The sequence below is a fragment of the Neisseria sp. S1 genome, from assembly GCF_048060015.1.
Classification (GTDB): Bacteria; Pseudomonadota; Gammaproteobacteria; order Burkholderiales; family Neisseriaceae; genus Neisseria; species Neisseria arctica.
The window spans coordinates 72,751-90,491 of the sequence record NZ_JBLUPI010000008.1; the positions used below are offsets into that span (position 1 = coordinate 72,751).

General features: G+C 45.0%; 20 protein-coding genes. 2 read left to right on the forward strand and 18 right to left on the reverse strand.

Annotation, left to right across the window (positions count from 1 at the left end):
* Window positions 1-10: 10 nt before the first annotated feature.
* From nuoK to ACEPPX_RS07805, 18 genes are all read right to left on the reverse strand, one after another.
* Window positions 11-316, reverse strand: a complete 306-nt coding sequence (gene nuoK / locus ACEPPX_RS07720) for an NADH-quinone oxidoreductase subunit NuoK (protein WP_047761027.1) — start codon at window positions 314-316, stop codon at window positions 11-13.
* Window positions 313-975 (reverse strand): NADH-quinone oxidoreductase subunit J, encoded by a 663-nt coding sequence (locus ACEPPX_RS07725; protein WP_416623560.1) that lies wholly within the window; start codon window positions 973-975, stop codon window positions 313-315. Before ACEPPX_RS07725 ends, nuoK begins: the two co-directional genes overlap by 4 nt.
* Window positions 976-986: 11 nt before the next feature.
* Window positions 987-1,466, reverse strand: coding sequence for an NADH-quinone oxidoreductase subunit NuoI (gene nuoI / locus ACEPPX_RS07730; protein WP_416623561.1), 480 nt, complete (start codon window positions 1,464-1,466; stop codon window positions 987-989).
* Between the two features lie 15 nt (window positions 1,467-1,481).
* Window positions 1,482-2,531 carry an NADH-quinone oxidoreductase subunit NuoH gene (gene nuoH / locus ACEPPX_RS07735; RefSeq protein WP_047761030.1) on the reverse strand — a complete coding sequence of 350 codons (1,050 nt, stop codon included), beginning with the start codon at window positions 2,529-2,531 and terminating at the stop codon, window positions 1,482-1,484.
* 2 nt (window positions 2,532-2,533) lie between these two features.
* A complete protein-coding gene (gene nuoG / locus ACEPPX_RS07740) occupies window positions 2,534-4,795 on the reverse strand; it encodes an NADH-quinone oxidoreductase subunit NuoG (RefSeq protein ID WP_416623562.1) in 2,262 nt (753 codons plus the stop codon).
* A gap of 83 nt (window positions 4,796-4,878) precedes the next feature.
* Entirely contained in the window at window positions 4,879-5,292 is a 414-nt protein-coding gene (locus tag ACEPPX_RS07745) for a hypothetical protein (protein ID WP_416623563.1), read from the reverse strand.
* A gap of 103 nt (window positions 5,293-5,395) precedes the next feature.
* The gene (gene nuoF / locus ACEPPX_RS07750; RefSeq protein WP_416623564.1) at window positions 5,396-6,691 is read right to left on the reverse strand and encodes an NADH-quinone oxidoreductase subunit NuoF; all 1,296 of its coding nucleotides are present in this window, start codon (window positions 6,689-6,691) and stop codon (window positions 5,396-5,398) included.
* Between the two features lie 144 nt (window positions 6,692-6,835).
* A complete protein-coding gene (locus ACEPPX_RS07755) occupies window positions 6,836-7,153 on the reverse strand; it encodes a cupin (RefSeq protein WP_416623565.1) in 318 nt (105 codons plus the stop codon).
* Window positions 7,154-7,236: 83 nt separating this feature from the next.
* A complete protein-coding gene (nuoE, locus tag ACEPPX_RS07760) occupies window positions 7,237-7,710 on the reverse strand; it encodes an NADH-quinone oxidoreductase subunit NuoE (RefSeq protein ID WP_047761034.1) in 474 nt (157 codons plus the stop codon).
* The gene (locus tag ACEPPX_RS07765) at window positions 7,710-8,966 is read right to left on the reverse strand and encodes an NADH-quinone oxidoreductase subunit D (protein WP_416623566.1); all 1,257 of its coding nucleotides are present in this window, start codon (window positions 8,964-8,966) and stop codon (window positions 7,710-7,712) included. Before ACEPPX_RS07765 ends, nuoE begins: the two co-directional genes overlap by 1 nt.
* Window positions 8,959-9,546 carry an NADH-quinone oxidoreductase subunit C gene (locus ACEPPX_RS07770; protein ID WP_047761036.1) on the reverse strand — a complete coding sequence of 196 codons (588 nt, stop codon included), beginning with the start codon at window positions 9,544-9,546 and terminating at the stop codon, window positions 8,959-8,961. Before ACEPPX_RS07770 ends, ACEPPX_RS07765 begins: the two co-directional genes overlap by 8 nt.
* Window positions 9,547-9,555: 9 nt before the next feature.
* Window positions 9,556-10,035: a NuoB/complex I 20 kDa subunit family protein gene (locus ACEPPX_RS07775; protein ID WP_009115715.1), complete on the reverse strand. Its 480-nt coding sequence runs from the start codon at window positions 10,033-10,035 to the stop codon at window positions 9,556-9,558.
* Window positions 10,026-10,382 carry an NADH-quinone oxidoreductase subunit A gene (locus ACEPPX_RS07780; protein ID WP_416623567.1) on the reverse strand — a complete coding sequence of 119 codons (357 nt, stop codon included), beginning with the start codon at window positions 10,380-10,382 and terminating at the stop codon, window positions 10,026-10,028. Before ACEPPX_RS07780 ends, ACEPPX_RS07775 begins: the two co-directional genes overlap by 10 nt.
* A gap of 550 nt (window positions 10,383-10,932) precedes the next feature.
* On the reverse strand, window positions 10,933-12,786 hold the full coding sequence (locus ACEPPX_RS07785; RefSeq protein ID WP_416623568.1) for an ABC transporter ATP-binding protein: 1,854 nt from the start codon (window positions 12,784-12,786) through the stop codon (window positions 10,933-10,935).
* Between the two features lie 110 nt (window positions 12,787-12,896).
* Window positions 12,897-13,481: a Holliday junction branch migration protein RuvA gene (gene ruvA, locus ACEPPX_RS07790; RefSeq protein ID WP_416623569.1), complete on the reverse strand. Its 585-nt coding sequence runs from the start codon at window positions 13,479-13,481 to the stop codon at window positions 12,897-12,899.
* A 129-nt stretch (window positions 13,482-13,610) separates the two neighbouring features.
* Window positions 13,611-14,339 (reverse strand): septal ring lytic transglycosylase RlpA family protein, encoded by a 729-nt coding sequence (locus tag ACEPPX_RS07795; protein ID WP_416623602.1) that lies wholly within the window; start codon window positions 14,337-14,339, stop codon window positions 13,611-13,613.
* 130 nt (window positions 14,340-14,469) lie between these two features.
* Entirely contained in the window at window positions 14,470-14,934 is a 465-nt protein-coding gene (gene trmL / locus ACEPPX_RS07800) for a tRNA (uridine(34)/cytosine(34)/5-carboxymethylaminomethyluridine(34)-2'-O)-methyltransferase TrmL (protein WP_416623570.1), read from the reverse strand.
* Between the two features lie 50 nt (window positions 14,935-14,984).
* A complete protein-coding gene (locus ACEPPX_RS07805; protein ID WP_416623571.1) occupies window positions 14,985-15,698 on the reverse strand; it encodes a ComF family protein in 714 nt (237 codons plus the stop codon).
* Here ACEPPX_RS07805 and bioH point away from each other — a divergent pair.
* Both bioH and ACEPPX_RS07815 read left to right on the forward strand, forming a co-directional pair.
* Window positions 15,697-16,440 carry a pimeloyl-ACP methyl ester esterase BioH gene (gene bioH / locus ACEPPX_RS07810; protein ID WP_416623572.1) on the forward strand — a complete coding sequence of 248 codons (744 nt, stop codon included), beginning with the start codon at window positions 15,697-15,699 and terminating at the stop codon, window positions 16,438-16,440. The two genes, ACEPPX_RS07805 and bioH, sit on opposite strands and share 2 nt — an antisense overlap.
* Window positions 16,441-16,653: 213 nt before the next feature.
* Complete coding sequence (locus ACEPPX_RS07815) at window positions 16,654-17,451, forward strand: methyltransferase domain-containing protein (protein ID WP_416623573.1); 798 nt, start codon at window positions 16,654-16,656, stop codon at window positions 17,449-17,451.
* Window positions 17,452-17,741: the final 290 nt, after the last annotated feature.

Sequence of the window (17,741 nt, forward strand, 5' to 3'; positions counted from 1 at the left end):
ATTCTCCCGATTAACCTTTAAGGCGGTTTAAGTCGGCTACATTGATGGTATTACGATTACGGAATACCAATACCATAATAGCTAAACCGATTGCTGATTCCGCAGCGGCCACCGTCAATACGAAAAATACAAAAATCTGGCCGGCGGTATCGCCCAAATACTGTGAAAATGCGATGAAATTGAAATTGACGGCCAAAAGCATCAACTCAATCGACATTAACAAAACTAAAACATTTTTACGGTTCATAAAAATGCCCATAGCACTAATGCCGAACAATAATGCAGCCAAAACTAAATAATGGGTTAAGGTAATCATGCTTTGCCCTCACCTTCTGGTTGGCCGTCTGAAACAGCTGTAGTATTTACAGGCTCAGCTACTTCGGCTTTCATTTTCACCATACGTAAACGACCTTCTTTTGCATTTACTTTAACTTGGTCAGCGGGATTAATATATTTGGGTTGGTAGGTTTTGCGATGTACCAAAGCAATTGCCGCAACCATACCTAACACCAGCAATACAGCGGCCAATTCAAACGGTAACAAATATGTTGTATAAATTTGGCTACCTAAATCACGAATGTTACTGTAGTCGGCCGGAATATCCTGCATTGATCCAAAAGCAGCCAGATTCGTTTTTGGATTAATCAGAATCATGATAAGCACCACTGCCATTAACACACCAACCGTGCCTGCTACTGGAGCATGACGCCAGAATCCTGCGCGCATTTCTTCGATATCAATATTCAGCATCATTACAACGAACAGGAACAACACCATCACTGCACCAACATATACCAGCACCAATACAATCCCAAGGAACTCAGCTTGCATCAGCATCCAAATCATGGCACTCGTACAGAAAGTAAGTACAAGATAGAGAGCTGCATGTACTGGGTTTTTAGCAGTAACAGTTTTCAGCGCACCAAATAATACAATGGCAGCAAATACATAAAATAAAATAAGGGAAAACGTCATTTCACGGCTCCTTAGCGATACGGCGCATCAGCTGCTTTACGCTTGGCGATTTCGCTTTCGTAGCGGTCACCAATGGCCAGCAGCATCGGTTTTGTATAGTAAAGGTCACCACGCTTCTCACCGTGATACTCTAAAATATGTGTTTCCACGATCGCATCTACCGGACACGCTTCCTCACAGAATCCGCAGAAAATACACTTAGTTAAATCAATATCATAACGGGTGGTACGACGCGTGCCGTCTTCTCGCTGTTCAGATTCAATATTGATTGCCATCGCAGGACAAACAGCTTCACACAATTTGCAGGCAATGCAGCGTTCCTCTCCATTCGGGTAACGGCGCTGTGCATGCAATCCTCTGAAACGAACTGATTGAGGTGTTTTTTCCTCAGGAAACATAATGGTTTCTTTACGGGCGAAAAAGTTTTTAAGCGTTACGCCCATTCCTTTTATAAGCTCACCCAGTAAGAAAGTTTTTACTAAATTAGTCATCTTACTTCTCCTCCCTTACTTCCACAAAGACAAGGGCGAAATCATCCACAGGCCAAGTACTACAATACCGAGGAAACCTATCGGGATCAGTACTTTCCAACCTAAACGCATAATTTGGTCATACCGGTAACGTGGAAAAGTCGCGCGAATCCAAAGATAACCATACAGAATCATGGCCATCTTAATAAACATCCAAATCACACTAGGTGTACCGATAATGCCCCAACTTTGAGGGAAAGGTGATAACCAACCACCGAGGAACATTAATGAAGTCAACGCAGCGATCAAAATCATAAAAATGTACTCGGCAAGGAAAAACAAGGCAAAGGCAAAACCTGAATACTCTACGTGGAAACCCGCTACAATTTCAGACTCACCCTCTGCCACGTCAAAAGGCGCACGGTTGGTTTCTGCCACAGCTGAAATCAAATAAACAATAAACAGCGGGAAAAGAGGCAGCCAATTCCAAGAGAAAATCGAACCGCCTGCTATACCTTTACTTTGCGACTCCACGATATCGGCAAAATTCATACTACCCGATACCATCACTACCCCTACTAACGCAGCACTCATAGCAATTTCATATGAAATCGTTTGTGCTGAAGAACGCATTGCTCCCAAAAAGGCATACTTTGAGTTAGAAGCCCATCCAGCAATGATTACGCCATATACAGATAAAGAAGTAATCATCAAAATAAACAGCAGGCCTGCATTTACATTCGTCAATACCCACTCACTGCTGAAAGGAATCACAGCCCATGCTGCAAATGCCGGAGCAAGCGATAGCATCGGGCCGATATAAAATAGAGCTTTATTGGAGGTAGACGGACGAGTTACCTCTTTAAACAAGAGCTTCAATACATCGGCAAACGGCTGAATCAAACCGAAAGGGCCCGTTACATTCGGCCCTACTCGCAGCTGCATATAACCAATTACTTTACGCTCAAAATAAGTCAGATAAGCAACTGTCAGAATCAGCGGAATCAGGATAATCACAATTTTCAACACAATTGAAACAATCAGGCCGATTTCGTTACCCAACAAGGTTTGAAAAAATTCTTGCATGATTAACCCCGTACCAACTCGATGGTATTCATCAACGCACCCAACGCAGCATTTTCAGTATGAAGCGGGAGGTACACAACATTTTCAGGCAAGCCTGTATCAGATAAAACAGTAACTTTAATACGATTACCGTTTTGCATTGCATAAACCCGTTCACCTTCTTGCAAACCCAAAACCGATAAAGTAACGGGGTTCACTCGAGCTGCCGGCACTTGAGCATGGCTGGTTGCTTGTAACGGTTCAGAACGGCGTACCAAAGCATCAGTATGATAAATACCGACTCCTCCGACACGTACCAACAACTGATTACTATTTTGGCGGGAACTACCCAGCCAACTGCTTTGATTACTCAGCTTTTCTGATAAATTTGCTTTATCGACTGCAACTTGCAACACTTGCTCACTACTGTCGAATTCAAAGCCGGCCAATTCGAATACATTGCCTAGTACACGCAGTACTTTCCATAAAGGGCGCGAATCGGCAAAACCTTTTACCACTCCATGGAATGATTGCAAACGGCCTTCCATGTTTACAAAACTACCAGAAGTTTCGGTAAAAGGTGCGATGGGCAGCATTACGTCACAAACTTCACGTAATGTTTCGCTTTCAAACGGTGTAAATGCCATCACACTTTGTGCCTGCTTTAATGCAGCAACGGCTTGTACACCATCAGCGACATCAATTTCAGGTTCCACATTCAAAAGCAATACGGCTTTTTTCGGCTCTTGCAACATTTGTTGAATGCTGTGCCCGATATTCAAACCCAACACATCAGCACCTACGCTATTGGCAGCTTGAGGCAAAATACCCAAAACTGCTCCAGTAACAGCAGCAAGCTTCTGAGCAGCTACATAAATAGCCGCATAATCAGGATGGTTTTGAACTTCCGCTCCCAATAAAATGGTTGCTTTTTCAGCTTGCTTCAGATTATCGGTGATAGCACTTTGCGTATCATCAGCCAAGTTACCTAACAAATCTACCCAATCATTCGGATGAGTGACCTTACGGGCAAATAACGGCATATGCAATTCTTCATGACTGGAAGCCACCAAGCTCAATGCCATACCGTTTTTGGCTGCACGGCGCAAACGAGCGGTCAACAATGGCTGCTCTTTACGCAGATTAGCACCAACAATCAGTACGGCATCGTTGGCTGCCAAATCTTGGATACTTTGTCCCAACCACTGCGCACCCTTGAGGCCATCTGAAAGACGATTGTCCTGTTGCTGCAAGCGTGTGCTGATATGTTTGATACCCAAACCTTCGGCAAGCTTTTTGGTCAGGTATAATTCTTCAACCGTATTCATCGGATTAGCCCAAATACCGATTTGGTCTTTACCATCCTCTTTTGCAATACAATCTAATGTTTTACGAACGTATTCCAATGCAGTCGACCAATCCACTTCATGCCATTTCCCGCCGTGTTTGATTTTCGGCGTTTTCAAACGGCTTTCATGATACAGGCTTTCGTAAGAGAAACGATCACGATCCGAAATCCAACATTCGTTAACCGCCTCATTCTCCAACGGCAACACTCTGCGGACGGTGTGATCCTTAGTTTGCACAATCAGGTTGCTACCCAAAGCATCATGCGCAGAAATGGTCTTACGACGGCTTAGCTCCCAAGAGCGGGCATCATAACGGAATGGTTTGCTAGTCAGCGCACCAACCGGACATAAGTCAATGACATTACCCGATAATTCGGTTTCCACGGCTTTACCGATAAACGGCATAATTTCAGAAAACTCACCGCGGTTTGCCATTGCGATTTCCTGCATACCGGCAATTTCTTCTGTAAAACGTACGCAACGGGTACAGTGAATACAACGGCTCATTTCGGCTGCCGACACCAATGGGCCCATATCTTTGCCGACTACCGAGCGTTTCTCTTCCTGATAGCGGCTTGAAGACTGACCATATCCGACTGCTAAATCCTGTAATTGACACTCGCCACCTTGGTCACAAATCGGACAATCAAGCGGATGGTTAATCAACAAAAATTCCATTACCCCTTCTTGTGCCTGTTTGGCTTTAGGAGAATGGGTATGAACTACCATACCGTCTGTTACCGGTGTGGCACAGGCAGGTAGCGGCTTGGGTGCTTTTTCTACTTCTACCAAGCACATGCGGCAGTTAGCGGCGATAGATAACTTTTTATGGTAGCAGAAATGCGGAATATAAGTGCCAAGCTTGTGCGCCGCCTCCATTACGGTGGTGCCTTGCTCTACCGATACCTGCTTACCGTCAATTTCGATTTGTAACATGGTGTGTTTCCTACGTTACCTGGTAAATATTAAATATCTTAAAATTAATTAAATAACTTTAAAAAATAGTTATAGCGATAATTTCAATTTTTAGAATGAAAGCTTCCAGATATCCTAATACCCCGATCAAAGATATCACGTGAGAATTCTCTTTCATCTGGATGATTAGTATGCAATCTCATACGCACGGGTTTACTTCTGCCGCCCATTTTTTTATGATCCCTACCAATTTTCTCTATCACGTCCAATGAACCGATGTTCTTAATCACCAATTTAATGGCTTCTGTACGCTCAATTCCTACTTTAAAAACCAACATATTAGTAGCTAGAATCATTTCATGCATAGTTTCAGGTGGCAAATCAGGAACTAAATCATTAATCCTATTTTTACAATGAACACAAATCTCTGCTACTCTGTCTGCCACGGAGAAAATGAATAAATTCTTTTGTTTATAAGTTTTCCAACACAAGAAACATTGTTTACGAACTATATTCATCTTAACAACGCACTCTTAAATTTACATGATTAAAAGATGTAATTTTAAAACAATAATATTTATTATTTTCAGATGAAATTAAATATCATACCATCCGAATAAATTAACACCATTTATGTTCTTTGGCAGGCTTGCCGTGTTCAATATAATGCTCGAACTCATGGCGGAAATGTTTGGTAAAGCTCCGTACCGGGAAAACCGCTGCATCCGCCAAGGCGCAAATCGTTCTACCTGCCATATTGTTACCGATAGAATCAAGCAACTCTAAATCTTCCGGACGTCCTTTACCTTCAGCAATACGGTGTACGATGCGGTAAAGCCAACCAGTACCTTCCCGACAAGGGGTACACTGGCCGCAAGACTCTTCATGGTAAAAATAGCTTAATCGCTCCAACGCGCGAACCATACATACATCTTCATCCATTACGATCACGGCACCCGAACCAAGCATAGAACCGGCCTTAGCGATGGAATCATAATCCATATTCAAGGTCATCATAATCTCACCGGGCAACACGGGAGCAGAAGAACCACCAGGGATCACGGCTTTAAGCTTTTTGCCGTCTTTCATACCGCCGGCCATTTCTAACAATTTGGCAAAGGGCGTTCCCAAAGGAACCTCGTAATTACCCGGACGGTTCACATGACCGGAAATAGAGAACAACTTTGTACCACCCGCATTCTCAATACCTTGGTCGGCAAAATTTTTGCCACCATCGCGAATAATAAAAGGTACCGAAGCAAATGTTTCGGTGTTGTTAATAGTAGTCGGTTTACCATACAGACCGTATGAAGCCGGGAAAGGCGGTTTGAAACGCGGTTGGCCTTTTTTACCCTCCAGCGATTCTAGCAAAGCTGTTTCCTCACCACAGATATATGCGCCATAACCATGTGCAGCAAAGAGTTCGAAATCAAACCCCAAACCCATAATATTTTTACCCAAAAAGCCCGCTCTGCGAGCCTCGGCCAATGCCTCTTCAAACCGCTGATACCCTTCAAAAATCTCACCGTGGATATAGTTATAACCAGCCTCTGCACCCATCGCATAGCCGGCAATAATCATACCTTCAATCAATGCGTGCGGATTGAACATAATGATGTCACGATCTTTAAATGTACCTGGTTCGCCTTCATCAGTATTACAAACTACATATTTTGCACCTGGAAAAGAACGGGGCATAAAGCTCCATTTTAAGCCGGTAGGAAAGCCAGCACCGCCCCGACCACGCAAACCAGAAGTTTTCACTTCGGCAATCACATCATCTTGTGAGATTTTCTCACTCAAAATTTTACGTAAAGCTTGGTAACCGCCGCGCGCTTCATAAGCAGCCAACGTCCAACAGTCAGACTGTAGGGTGTCGACTTGATCAAAAATAACACCGGATTGATAAATAGCCATTTTTTCTACCTACTTTTATATTCATACAGCATCATTATTAATGCCGACATGGATGTCCTACCGGGTATCAGGGCTTAAAACCAAATTCTTTAATTTCCTACAAATATTTGGTTCTGCTCTTTTCAAAATCTTTAGCAGCCTAGCCTAAATACTACCTTCCTTTTCAACCACCAATATCCGTGCTTCGCCTTGCGGGTGGGCAACGTGTTCGGTACCAATACCGGCGAAAAAGATATCTCCGGTTTGCAAACGAACAATATGTTCTTGTCCACCTTCACGATAGTGCATATCTACCGTACCGCCCATCACAACAAATACTTCTTCACCATCATTGATATGCCATTTGTAGGGCTGATCTGTCCAATGTAGGCGTACCGTGATTCCGCTCATGTTCGCGATATCTAAAGCAGCCCAGGCACGGTCACCATTAAACTCAGCAGAACGTATTATCCGATGGTTCATGAGGTTATATCCCAAATTATTCAACAATATCTTTTAAAACTACTTATCTGGGTTCTAGGCGTGAGTCCGTGTAAAATTGCGGCTTACTGCAACTCCGACAGTTTTGCCTCAATGGCCTCTTCAGTCATGAAGCTACACATTTTATGATTGTTTACCAACATTACAGGTGCATCACCACAAGCACCCATACACTCACCTTCTATTAGAGTATAAAGGCCGTCTGAAGTAGTTTCACCAAAACCGATACCCAATTTCTGCTTAAGGTATTCTGCAGCATTTACTCCCCCGCGCAGCGCACATGGCAAGTTTGTGCAAACGGTAAGCTTATACTTACCTACGGGATGGAGATCGTACATATTGTAAAAAGTAGCCACTTCATAAGCTGCTGCCGGTGCAATACCAACATAATCAGCCACATATTCAATCGTTTCAGGGCTAAGATAGCCCTTCTCCACTTGGGCAATACGCAATGCACCCATAATGGCTGAACGACGTTGGTCGGCCGGATACTTCGCCAGCTCGGTATCGATTTGTTTTAAAGATTCTGTGGATAACATTATCGGTCTACCTCTCCGAATACGATGTCTTGCGTACCGATGATAGCAACCACGTCTGCCAACATATGGCCGCGTGCCATTTCATCCATACCTTGCAAATGAGCGAAACCAGGTGCACGGATTTTCAAGCGATATGGTTTATTAGCGCCGTCTGAAATCATATAAATACCAAACTCGCCTTTGGGATGCTCGACGGCAGTATATGTTTCACCTTCTGGTACGTGCATACCTTCAGTAAAGAGTTTGAAATGGTGGATCAAATCTTCCATCCCCATCTTCATATCAGTGCGCTTGGGTGGAGCGATTTTGTGGTTATCAACAATCACTGGCCCGGGGTTGGCTTTCAGCCACTGTACGCATTGTTTGATAATACGGTTAGACTCGCGCATTTCATTAATACGGCAGAGATAACGGTCATAACAGTCACCGTTCACACCCACCGGAATATCGAAATCAACTTTGGCATAGGCATCATACGGAGCTTTTTTACGGATATCCCACTCCACCCCAGAACCACGCAACATCACACCGGTAAAACCTTTTTGCAATGCGCGCTCAGGGCTGACTACACCGATGCCGACAGTACGTTGTTTCCAAATACGGTTATCAGTCAGCAAGCTTTCATATTCATCTACGCAGGCAGGGAAACGTTCGGTAAATGCTTCGATAAAATCAAGCATTGTTCCTTCACGCGCTTCATTTAGCTTTTTCAACACCTTCGCATTGCGGAATTTGCTAGACTCATACCTAGGCATAAAATCCGGTAAATCACGATATACTCCGCCCGGACGGAAATAAGCAGCATGCATGCGTGCTCCTGAAACCGCCTCGTATAAGTCCATCAACTCTTCACGCTCACGGAAAGCATACAGAAACACAGTCATTGCGCCGATATCCAACGCATGTGAACCGATACCCATTAAATGGTTCAGAATACGGGTGACCTCCGCAAACATAACCCGGATATATTGTGCGCGCTCCGGCACCTGAATACCTGCCAGTTTTTCAATTGCCAAACAGTAAGCCTGCTCGTTGACCATCATCGACACATAATCGAGGCGATCCATATAAGGTAAAGCTTGCAGATAAGTACGGGTTTCAGCCAGTTTCTCGGTGCCACGATGCAGCAAACCGATATGCGGGTCGGCACGAACAATGGTTTCTCCATCCAGCTCAAGAACCATACGTAATACGCCATGAGCTGCAGGGTGTTGTGGGCCGAAGTTGATGGTGTAATTTCTTAATTTGTTAGCCACCGTAATTCTCCTCGCGGACGATGCGCGGGGTGATCTCGCGCGGCTCGATGGTTACAGGTTGGTAAATAACGCGTTTTTCAGTTTCGTCGTAACGCATTTCTACATAACCGGAAATAGGGAAATCTTTACGGAAAGGATGACCGACAAAACCGTAATCGGTCAGGATTCGGCGTAAATCGGGGTGATTATTAAACATAATACCGTATAAGTCGAAGGCCTCCCGCTCATACCAGTCGGCACTGTTGTAGATTTCGGTTACAGAATCCACAACAGGAAAGGCATCGTCTTGCGCCCATACTCGTACGCGAATACGTTGATTGTTACGAACCGACAACAATTGGCTGACAACAGCGAAACGTTTACCCTCCCAAGGCTCATTTTTATAGGTACTGTAATCAACGCCACACAAATCCACTAACGACTCAAAGCCTAAATCAGCATGATCACGGAGCGTAGTCATAATTTCAAGGTAATGCTCAGGACGGCACTCAACGGTTACTTCCTGCAATGCCAGCACTACTTTATCAGCTTTATTGCCCAATACATTTTGGACAACCTGATACAAATCATTCACATGCATCGTGTTCTCCTAGTTACGGGCAATGGTATAAGTGCGCTTAATTTTGCCCTGAAGTTGGATCAAGCCGTAAATCAAGGCTTCCGCAGTGGGTGGGCAACCGGGCACATAAACATCTACAGGCACAATACGGTCACAGCCCCGCACTACCGAGTAAGAATAATGGTAATAACCGCCGCCGTTAGCACACGACCCCATAGACAATACCCAGCGCGGCTCTGCCATTTGGTCATACACACGACGCAATGCAGGCGCCATTTTGTTGCATAGAGTGCCCGCCACAATCATTAGGTCGGATTGGCGCGGAGAAGGACGGAAAATAATACCGAAGCGGTCTAAGTCGTAACGCGAGGCCCCTGCCTGCATCATTTCTACGGCACAGCAGGCCAAACCGAACGTTACCGGCCACAAAGAGCCGGTACGGACATAATTGAGCACCGTATCCGCACTAGCGGTTACGAAACCCTTATTCAAAACGCCTTCTATTCCCATTCCAAAGCGCCTTTCTTCCATTCATAGATAAAGCCTACCGTCAGAATAACGATAAACACAAACATCGACCAGAAACCGAATGCGCCCAAATCCTTAAAGACTACGGCCCACGGAAACATAAATGCAATTTCCAAATCAAACAGAATAAACAAAATCGCCACCAGATAATAGCGCACGTCGAATTTCATACGCGCATTTTCGAATGCTTCGAAACCACATTCGAAAGGTGTGTCTTTTTCAGCGTAATGGCGTTTCGGACCGAGCAGATTACCTAGGGTCAGAAATACAATACCGGCAATCAAACCGATAATGATGAAAATAAATACGGGAAAGTAGTTAGCCAACATGTTGGATACACCTGATTCGTTAACGTAAATAATGCTGGTAAAACGCCTTTCATTGTAGCTAATTTCAAACGGCTTTTAAAGTTACTATGTAATTTTTTCCTAAAATTCCTTAATATTTTTATTTATTTTAAGATAATGGTTATCATTTAATTAAAAATATTGCCACAAGCCACCATGATTTATTAACAATATAAATCAGATTTTATTTTTACATAATATTTTTGTAATGAAATTTTAATAGCACTACATGGCTTTACCTTGAGGCAACTCATTTCAAAAAGAATAATTTCCTATAATACTATTTCAATATTTAAAAATTTAATTTTAAAAATCAGTTTTTTACAACTTAAAAAACTTAAGGCTTCATATTCGCTTCACCTCAAATCCAACAGTATCACTTTCACAGAAAGACAAACCCTGGAAATAACTATATCAATTAAATATTTATCCACACCCTCAATGAATAAAGTACAAAGGCTTAGAGTGTATATCCTACAAAATATCAGGCCGTCTGAAAATATTTTCAGACGGCCTGATATATTTAAACTACTCACATATTATGTTGTTCTTCACTTAGAAAACCACCGCTTTGATGGGTCCATAATTTTGCATACAAGCCGTTTTTCTCAAGCAATTCGAGGTGGCTGCCTTGCTCAACAATGCGCCCTTTATCAAGAACAATCAATCTATCCATCGCAGCAATAGTTGATAAGCGATGGGCAATCGCAATAACCGTTTTATTTTCCATAAGCTTATCCAAACTTTCTTGGATAGCCGCTTCTACTTCAGAATCTAAAGCACTGGTCGCCTCATCCAGCAATAAAATAGGTGCATCTTTCAACATCACACGGGCGATTGCAATCCGTTGGCGCTGCCCTCCCGACAGCTTAACGCCCCGCTCTCCTACATGCGCATCATAGCCTCTGCAGCCCTTTGCATCCGACAAGGTAGGAATAAAATCTGCTGCTTCGGCTAATTCTGCAGCACGGTAAACATCTTCGTCAGTCGCGTCCGGGCGGCCGTAAACGATATTGTCACGTACAGAACGATGCAACAACGATGTATCTTGCGTTACCAAGCCGATACTGCTGCGCAAACTTTCTTGGGTAACCGAGTGAATATTCTGTCCGTCAATTTTGATGGCACCGCTATTGGTTTCATAGAATCGCAACAGTAAATTAACGATTGTCGATTTGCCAGCTCCCGACCGCCCGATCAAACCGACTTTCTCACCAGGCTTGATGACCAAGTTGAAATCATTCAACAATAATTTGCCTGGCTCGTATGAAAAATCAACATGATCAAAACGTATTTCACCGGCAGTTACCTGCAACACCCGGGCATCGGGCGCATCAAGAATGGTTTGTGGTTTAGATAAAGTGTTCATTCCGTCTTGTACGGTACCGAGATTTTCAAATAATCTGGCCGATTCCCACATAATCCATTGAGACATGCTGTTCAATCGTAATGCCATTGCTGTAGCCGTAGCTACGGCTCCTACACCTACCGAGTCGTGATACCACAACCACAATCCGAGCGCCGCGGTTCCCAGTGTTAAGGCCGCATTCAAGCCATAGCTGACAGTATCCAAACCTGTGGCCAACCGCATCTGTGCGTGTACGGTCACCATAAATTCGCGCATAGAGGCTTTAGCATAAGCAGCCTCGCGTGCCCCATGGGAAAACAGTTTGACTGTGGTGATATTGGAATAAGCATCGGTAATGCGTCCGGTCATCAACGAACGAGCATCAGCCTGACGCTGCGCGGTTTGGGCCAAACGCGGAATCATCAGATACATCATTAGGACAAACAGTACCACCCAAACGATAAAAGGCAGCAGCAACCAACCGTCCAGCGCAACCAAAATGACGCCCGAGGTAATAAAATACACCAGCACATATACCACCATATCGGCACAAGTCATCACCGTATCGCGCACAGCCAAGGCCGTTTGCATAACCTTGGCCGACACCCGTCCGGCAAATTCGTCTTGATAAAAACCGAGGCTCTGATTCAACATTAAGCGGTGGAAATTCCAACGCAGACGCATCGGAAATACACCTTGCAAAGTTTGTAAGCGTACATTCGATGCCACAAACGACCAAACGATGCTCAAAAGCAGCACTGCCGCCATAGCAACCAATGCCGTTCCTTTTTCCGCCCAGAGCTCAGAAGGGGTATAGTTGCCAAGCCAATCCACCAACTTACCCATAAATTGAAACAACACGGCCGATAAAACACCCAACCCTGCCGACAATAACATCAATACAAACAACCAAATACGCAAACCTTCAAGGTTAAACCAAATAAAAGCCGACACACTTTGCCCTTGCGGCGTTTTCGGTTCGGCATCGGGGTAAGGATCAACACGGGATTCAAACCAATGGAAAACTTTTTGCAACATATCATGCTTGCCTTTAAAAAGGTTTCAGACGGCCTTTTCCCCAATTCGGAATCAGGCCGTCTGAAAGAAACTTCTACTTTAACTTTTACACCTTTAAATACCGGGTCAAATTATTTCAGCAGATTTTTCAATGCCAAGCGCACACCTTCGCTAACATCGGTACCGGCTGCAATTCCTTTGACGGCAGCTCGTGCTTCACGCTCGTTATAACCCAAAGCCAGCAATGTACTGACGATATCATCCGTTTCATCCACTACTGCCTCCGGCACAAACAAACCTCCGGCCACACTTTCACCTACCAGTTTTCCGCGCAATTCCAATACCATACGTTCCGCAGTTTTTTTACCGATACCGGGGGCGGAAGACAAGCGTTTCACATCTTCTTGCGCAACAGCCTGCGCCAGCTCATCCGCACTCATGGCCGATAAAATCCCCAAAGCGGTTTTGGCACCGATACCGCTTACCTTTACCAGTTGGCGGAAAGTAGCCCGCTCATTTTGACTGGCGAAACCAAAAAGTAAATGTGCATCCTCACGCACAACCAACTGTGTATACAGCTGAACGGTTTCGTTTAAAGGCGGCAATTGGTAAAAAGTCTGCATCGATACGTCTACCTCATAACCGATCCCGCCAACATCTATAACTATCTGCGGCGGGTGTTTTTCAATTAATGTTCCGGTTAATCTGCTAATCATAAAGACGCACTCTCAATCCAATAACGGTTTTCCATACCGATATTTATTATATTTGAAGTAAAAGAAATAAGTTCAGACGGCCTGCAGATTAAACCCAGGCCGTCTGAAACATTAAGAAAGACCGCCTGATTAAATGGCGGTTTGTACTTGACGCTTTACCGTATCGGCATGCTCTTGGCGCGTAAACGGCCCCATACGTACCACATACTGATTGTTTTGCTTCACCATAATAACTTTCTGACTACCCGCTACACTTTTAAGCTGGCGGTTGGTTTTGGTGAGATAACTTTTCGCCTCGGCTTCTTTGTTGAAGCTCTTAAGATTGACATAAATATTACGACCGCTGCCTTGCGCACCGGAAGAAGCAAGAGTTTCGCGGCCCGGAACAATTTGTTCCACGCGTACATTGGCCGTACCTTTGCTCATAAAGCCCAACTTCTGCGCTGCCGCCTTAGATACATCAATCACACGGCTGCCATGGAAAGGGCCGCGGTCATTGATGCGTACTATAACGCTTTTTCCGTTAGAGAGATTGGTTACACGCGCATAACTCGGAATCGGCAGGGTTTTGTGCGCCGCAGTCATAATATTCATATCATAACGCTCGCCACTTGAGGTTTTCCGGCCATGAAATTGGCTGCCGTACCAAGATGCTTTACCGGTCTGACTAAACTCTGCTACTTTTCTCAACGGTTGGTAACGTTTTCCGGCTACCTTATAGCTTAAATTTGCACTTCGGTGCAATTTTTCCGCTTTTACTACGGCATTAGGCTGCAAACTCGCACTAGTACCCACCGCACTTATATTACGGGCAGGCTCGGCTGCAGCCGGCTTCATAAATACCGTGCCCACAGCCATAGCCGCAAACACGCCGACAAAAAAAGTATTCTTCGCTTTAGTCAAAACAGAGTCCAATTCTTGAGTTGATAATGTTTGTTGCCGATAAAGCTTTCAACAGCCCTATCCGGCGGCAGACAAGCACTGCAAATCAGCTGCCTCCTGCAAAATCAAGCTGCCGCCATGCCTCGAACAGCATAACGGCAACGGTATTCGACAGATTCATACTCCTGCTGCCTTCTTTCATCGGTAGACGTAATTTCTGCTCTACCGGCAAGGCATCTAATATTTCAGACGGCAAACCCCGGGTTTCCGGGCCGAATAGAAAAACGTCACCACTCTGAAATGCAACCTTATCCGGCCGCTGGCTGCCTTTAGTGGTTAAAGCAAAAATCCGCCTGCCGGCCAAAGCCGTCATACAATCTTCAAAATTTTCATGTACTGTCAGGCTGGCAAACTCATGATAATCCAATCCGGCCCGCTTCATTTTGCTCGAATCCAGAGGAAAACCAAGCGGTTTTACCAAATGCAAATCTGCTCCAGTATTAGCACATAGGCGGATGATATTACCGGTATTCGGGGGGATTTCAGGCTGGTATAAAACTACAGTAAACATATAAATCAGTCACTTAATCAGAGGTACTATGCCGCAAAGCAGCAATTGCGTCAAAATTTTTTCATTTGTGCACGTGCCAAACTCCAGCAAAAAATACGCTGGGCACCCGCCCGTTTAAGTATTCGCGATAATTCTGCCAATGTTGCGCCTGTGGTCACAACATCATCGATTAACAGCAGCTTACGGTTTTTAACCAAAGATTTTTCCACTTCAAAAGCATGGCGGACATTTCGCTGGCGATCAGCACGTTTCAGCGTACTCTGGGGCGCATGAGGGTGTCTGAAAACCGTATTCCGATGCAGCACCTGCCATCCGTAGATACCGGCCAACCGTACAGCCAACTCATCGGCTTGGTTGAAGCCTCGGTAAATCCGACGGCTCTTGCTTAAAGGCATCGCCAACACCGCATCGACTTCCACCTCATCCAGCCAAGACGGCGGATGCTGTCGCATGATTTCCACCAATGCCGGCAAAACGCTCATATCTCCCTGATGCTTAAATGCATGCAAAAGGCTGCTCAGCGGCGGTTCATAATACACAGAGGCCCAAATTTTCTCAAACGGGGGAGGCCTCTTCTGACATGCGCCACATATTGAGGCTGTTACGCTAAATTGCAAACAAAGCGGACAAGAGCGTTCGCTATCGAGCCTCAAATTTTTCAAATCACCCGAACATGCTTCACATAAGCCGTCTGCCGCTGAAACATGGCATAATACGCAGCGCTTCATATCGAAAAATCTGCGCCACCAAGAGAATCCCTTCATGCACCAACCTACAAAAAAAATTTACCTGCTTCACGGCTGGGCAGCCAACCGCCATATTTTTGATGACTTGATTCCACGTCTGCCAACCTCATGGGAGGTCCATGCGCTTGACTTACCCGGCCACGGCAGTGCGCCCTTCGAGGGCTATTTCGATGTAGCTGAAACGGCCGAAAAATTCGCTGCCGAAATTACAGAGCCCGGCTATTGGCTCGGTTGGTCTCTCGGCAGTCAAATCGTGCTGCATCTGGCCGCACGCTATCCTGAGAAAGTACATGCGTTATGCCTAACCGCCGGATTTGCCAAATTCCAAGCGGCTCCCGATTATCCGGAAGGGCTAACTAATCCGGCACTGGCCAAAATGGTGGATTTATTCCAGCAGGATTATCGCAAATACATAAAACAATTTCTAGAGTTACAGTTTCTATACTCAAAAGAACAGCATCCGATATTGGAAAAGGTTCTACCTGATATAGTAAAACATGGTGCGCCGGCCGCCTTACAATCGGCTCTAGATGCGGTAGCCGTAAGTGATGCACGACCGCTGCTTCCCGATTTAAAGATTCCGACCTTACTAATTTTCGGCGGCAAAGACAGCATCACACCGGTGCGCATGGGCGAATACTTGCATAAGCACTTACCCTACAGTGAGCTGCATATTATTGAAAAAGCCGCACATGCGCCCTTTCTAACCCATGCCGAACAATTTGCAAATTTATTACAAGCATTTTTCGAAAGGCATTAAACATCATGTAACCAGGCAAACTCAAAGCCATATTTTCAGACGGCATCACTTTTAAATATCCTAAATAATCACGGCAACAGGCCGTCTGAAATATTAAAGTACATATCAGCCGATTAAAAACACATTTAGGCCACCGCCAACTATCCAATGTCATGACTATTTAGTTAAGTGCTCCGAATCCATACAAATTAATATATTTACCGCCAAACCATTATGAATACATCCGACCACTGGCAAATCCACCGTCATCTTGCACAAAACTTCAACGAACGGTTACAAATCATCCGCAGGGAACCGCAAAATATTACGCTTGTGGGTGCGGATGCCGATATCAGCCGCAGCCTGTTGGCAGCCCGTTACCCAAAAGCTGTTTTTACGGAGTACGATCCCCGCCCCGACTTTCTAAGTGCGTCGGAAGCCGCCCGCAAGCCCAACTTATGGCAAAAACTAATCGGTAAGAAAATTCCGCAACATCAACAGATATTAACAGAACCCCTGCCCGAAGCAGCAGCCGATATGTTGTGGGCCAACTTAAGCCTGATTACCGCGACCGAGCCAACAGCTGTGTTTGATAATTGGGCACGCCATCTGAAAACTGACGGACTATTGTTTTTTACCCATTTCGGCATTGATACCTTGCGCGACCTCATCAGCCGCCTCAACGCACGCGGTATCAACTGTAGCGCCCCCACTCTGCTCGATATGCACGATCTGGGGGATATGCTGTTTCACCACGGTTTCTATGATCCCGTTATGGACACCGCCCAAATCGAACTCAACTACCGCACAGCCGAAGCATTCTGGCAAGATATGAATACCCTTGGGCTATGGCAAGCATTACAGTTTGACGATGAAACGGCAGCACGCCATGCCGTAGACCATATGTGGCACAGTGGCGAACTACATAGCATCACACTAGAAACCGTATACGGCCATGCCCTCAAAAAACTACTGCTGCCCGAGGGAGAAAGCCCTGTACAGTTTTTCCCACGCAATGCCACCGACAAATAAGGGCAACCGGCTTATTTTGCATGACAAAAACATATAAATTGCTGATTAGCCGTAATATTTCACTCAAATCCGGTGTTGGGTTTGTTATAATCGCAAAATACGCAAGTCATCGGATAGGGTGTTCTTTTGAAGCAGCCGGACTTCACGCCTGCCCCGAACAAACAATCCTCCGAAAGAACTAGCGACTAAATACAATGCAGCATCAACAAAGACTGTAAACAAACATAAAATAAGCGCAAGGAATACCTTTTAAAACAACGCGCTGCTAAAACACAGCACACACCAGAACG

What these genes read in the sequence shown, in the direction of transcription:
- nuoK (WP_047761027.1), bottom strand. Translation starts at nt 316, where the DNA reads ATGATTACCTTAACCCATTATTTAGTTTTGGCTGCATTATTGTTCGGC.
- ACEPPX_RS07725 (WP_416623560.1), bottom strand. Translation starts at nt 975, where the DNA reads ATGACGTTTTCCCTTATTTTATTTTATGTATTTGCTGCCATTGTATTA.
- nuoI (WP_416623561.1), bottom strand. Translation starts at nt 1,466, where the DNA reads ATGACTAATTTAGTAAAAACTTTCTTACTGGGTGAGCTTATAAAAGGA.
- nuoH (WP_047761030.1), bottom strand. Translation starts at nt 2,531, where the DNA reads ATGCAAGAATTTTTTCAAACCTTGTTGGGTAACGAAATCGGCCTGATT.
- nuoG (WP_416623562.1), bottom strand. Translation starts at nt 4,795, where the DNA reads ATGTTACAAATCGAAATTGACGGTAAGCAGGTATCGGTAGAGCAAGGC.
- ACEPPX_RS07745 (WP_416623563.1), bottom strand. Translation starts at nt 5,292, where the DNA reads ATGAATATAGTTCGTAAACAATGTTTCTTGTGTTGGAAAACTTATAAA.
- nuoF (WP_416623564.1), bottom strand. Translation starts at nt 6,691, where the DNA reads ATGGCTATTTATCAATCCGGTGTTATTTTTGATCAAGTCGACACCCTA.
- ACEPPX_RS07755 (WP_416623565.1), bottom strand. Translation starts at nt 7,153, where the DNA reads ATGAACCATCGGATAATACGTTCTGCTGAGTTTAATGGTGACCGTGCC.
- nuoE (WP_047761034.1), bottom strand. Translation starts at nt 7,710, where the DNA reads ATGTTATCCACAGAATCTTTAAAACAAATCGATACCGAGCTGGCGAAG.
- ACEPPX_RS07770 (WP_047761036.1), bottom strand. Translation starts at nt 9,546, where the DNA reads ATGCATGTGAATGATTTGTATCAGGTTGTCCAAAATGTATTGGGCAAT.
- ACEPPX_RS07775 (WP_009115715.1), bottom strand. Translation starts at nt 10,035, where the DNA reads ATGGGAATAGAAGGCGTTTTGAATAAGGGTTTCGTAACCGCTAGTGCG.
- ACEPPX_RS07780 (WP_416623567.1), bottom strand. Translation starts at nt 10,382, where the DNA reads ATGTTGGCTAACTACTTTCCCGTATTTATTTTCATCATTATCGGTTTG.
- ACEPPX_RS07785 (WP_416623568.1), bottom strand. Translation starts at nt 12,786, where the DNA reads ATGTTGCAAAAAGTTTTCCATTGGTTTGAATCCCGTGTTGATCCTTAC.
- ruvA (WP_416623569.1), bottom strand. Translation starts at nt 13,481, where the DNA reads ATGATTAGCAGATTAACCGGAACATTAATTGAAAAACACCCGCCGCAG.
- ACEPPX_RS07795 (WP_416623602.1), bottom strand. Translation starts at nt 14,339, where the DNA reads ATGGCTGTGGGCACGGTATTTATGAAGCCGGCTGCAGCCGAGCCTGCC.
- trmL (WP_416623570.1), bottom strand. Translation starts at nt 14,934, where the DNA reads ATGTTTACTGTAGTTTTATACCAGCCTGAAATCCCCCCGAATACCGGT.
- bioH (WP_416623572.1), top strand. Translation starts at nt 15,697, where the DNA reads ATGCACCAACCTACAAAAAAAATTTACCTGCTTCACGGCTGGGCAGCC.
- ACEPPX_RS07805 (WP_416623571.1), bottom strand. Translation starts at nt 15,698, where the DNA reads ATGAAGGGATTCTCTTGGTGGCGCAGATTTTTCGATATGAAGCGCTGC.
- ACEPPX_RS07815 (WP_416623573.1), top strand. Translation starts at nt 16,654, where the DNA reads ATGAATACATCCGACCACTGGCAAATCCACCGTCATCTTGCACAAAAC.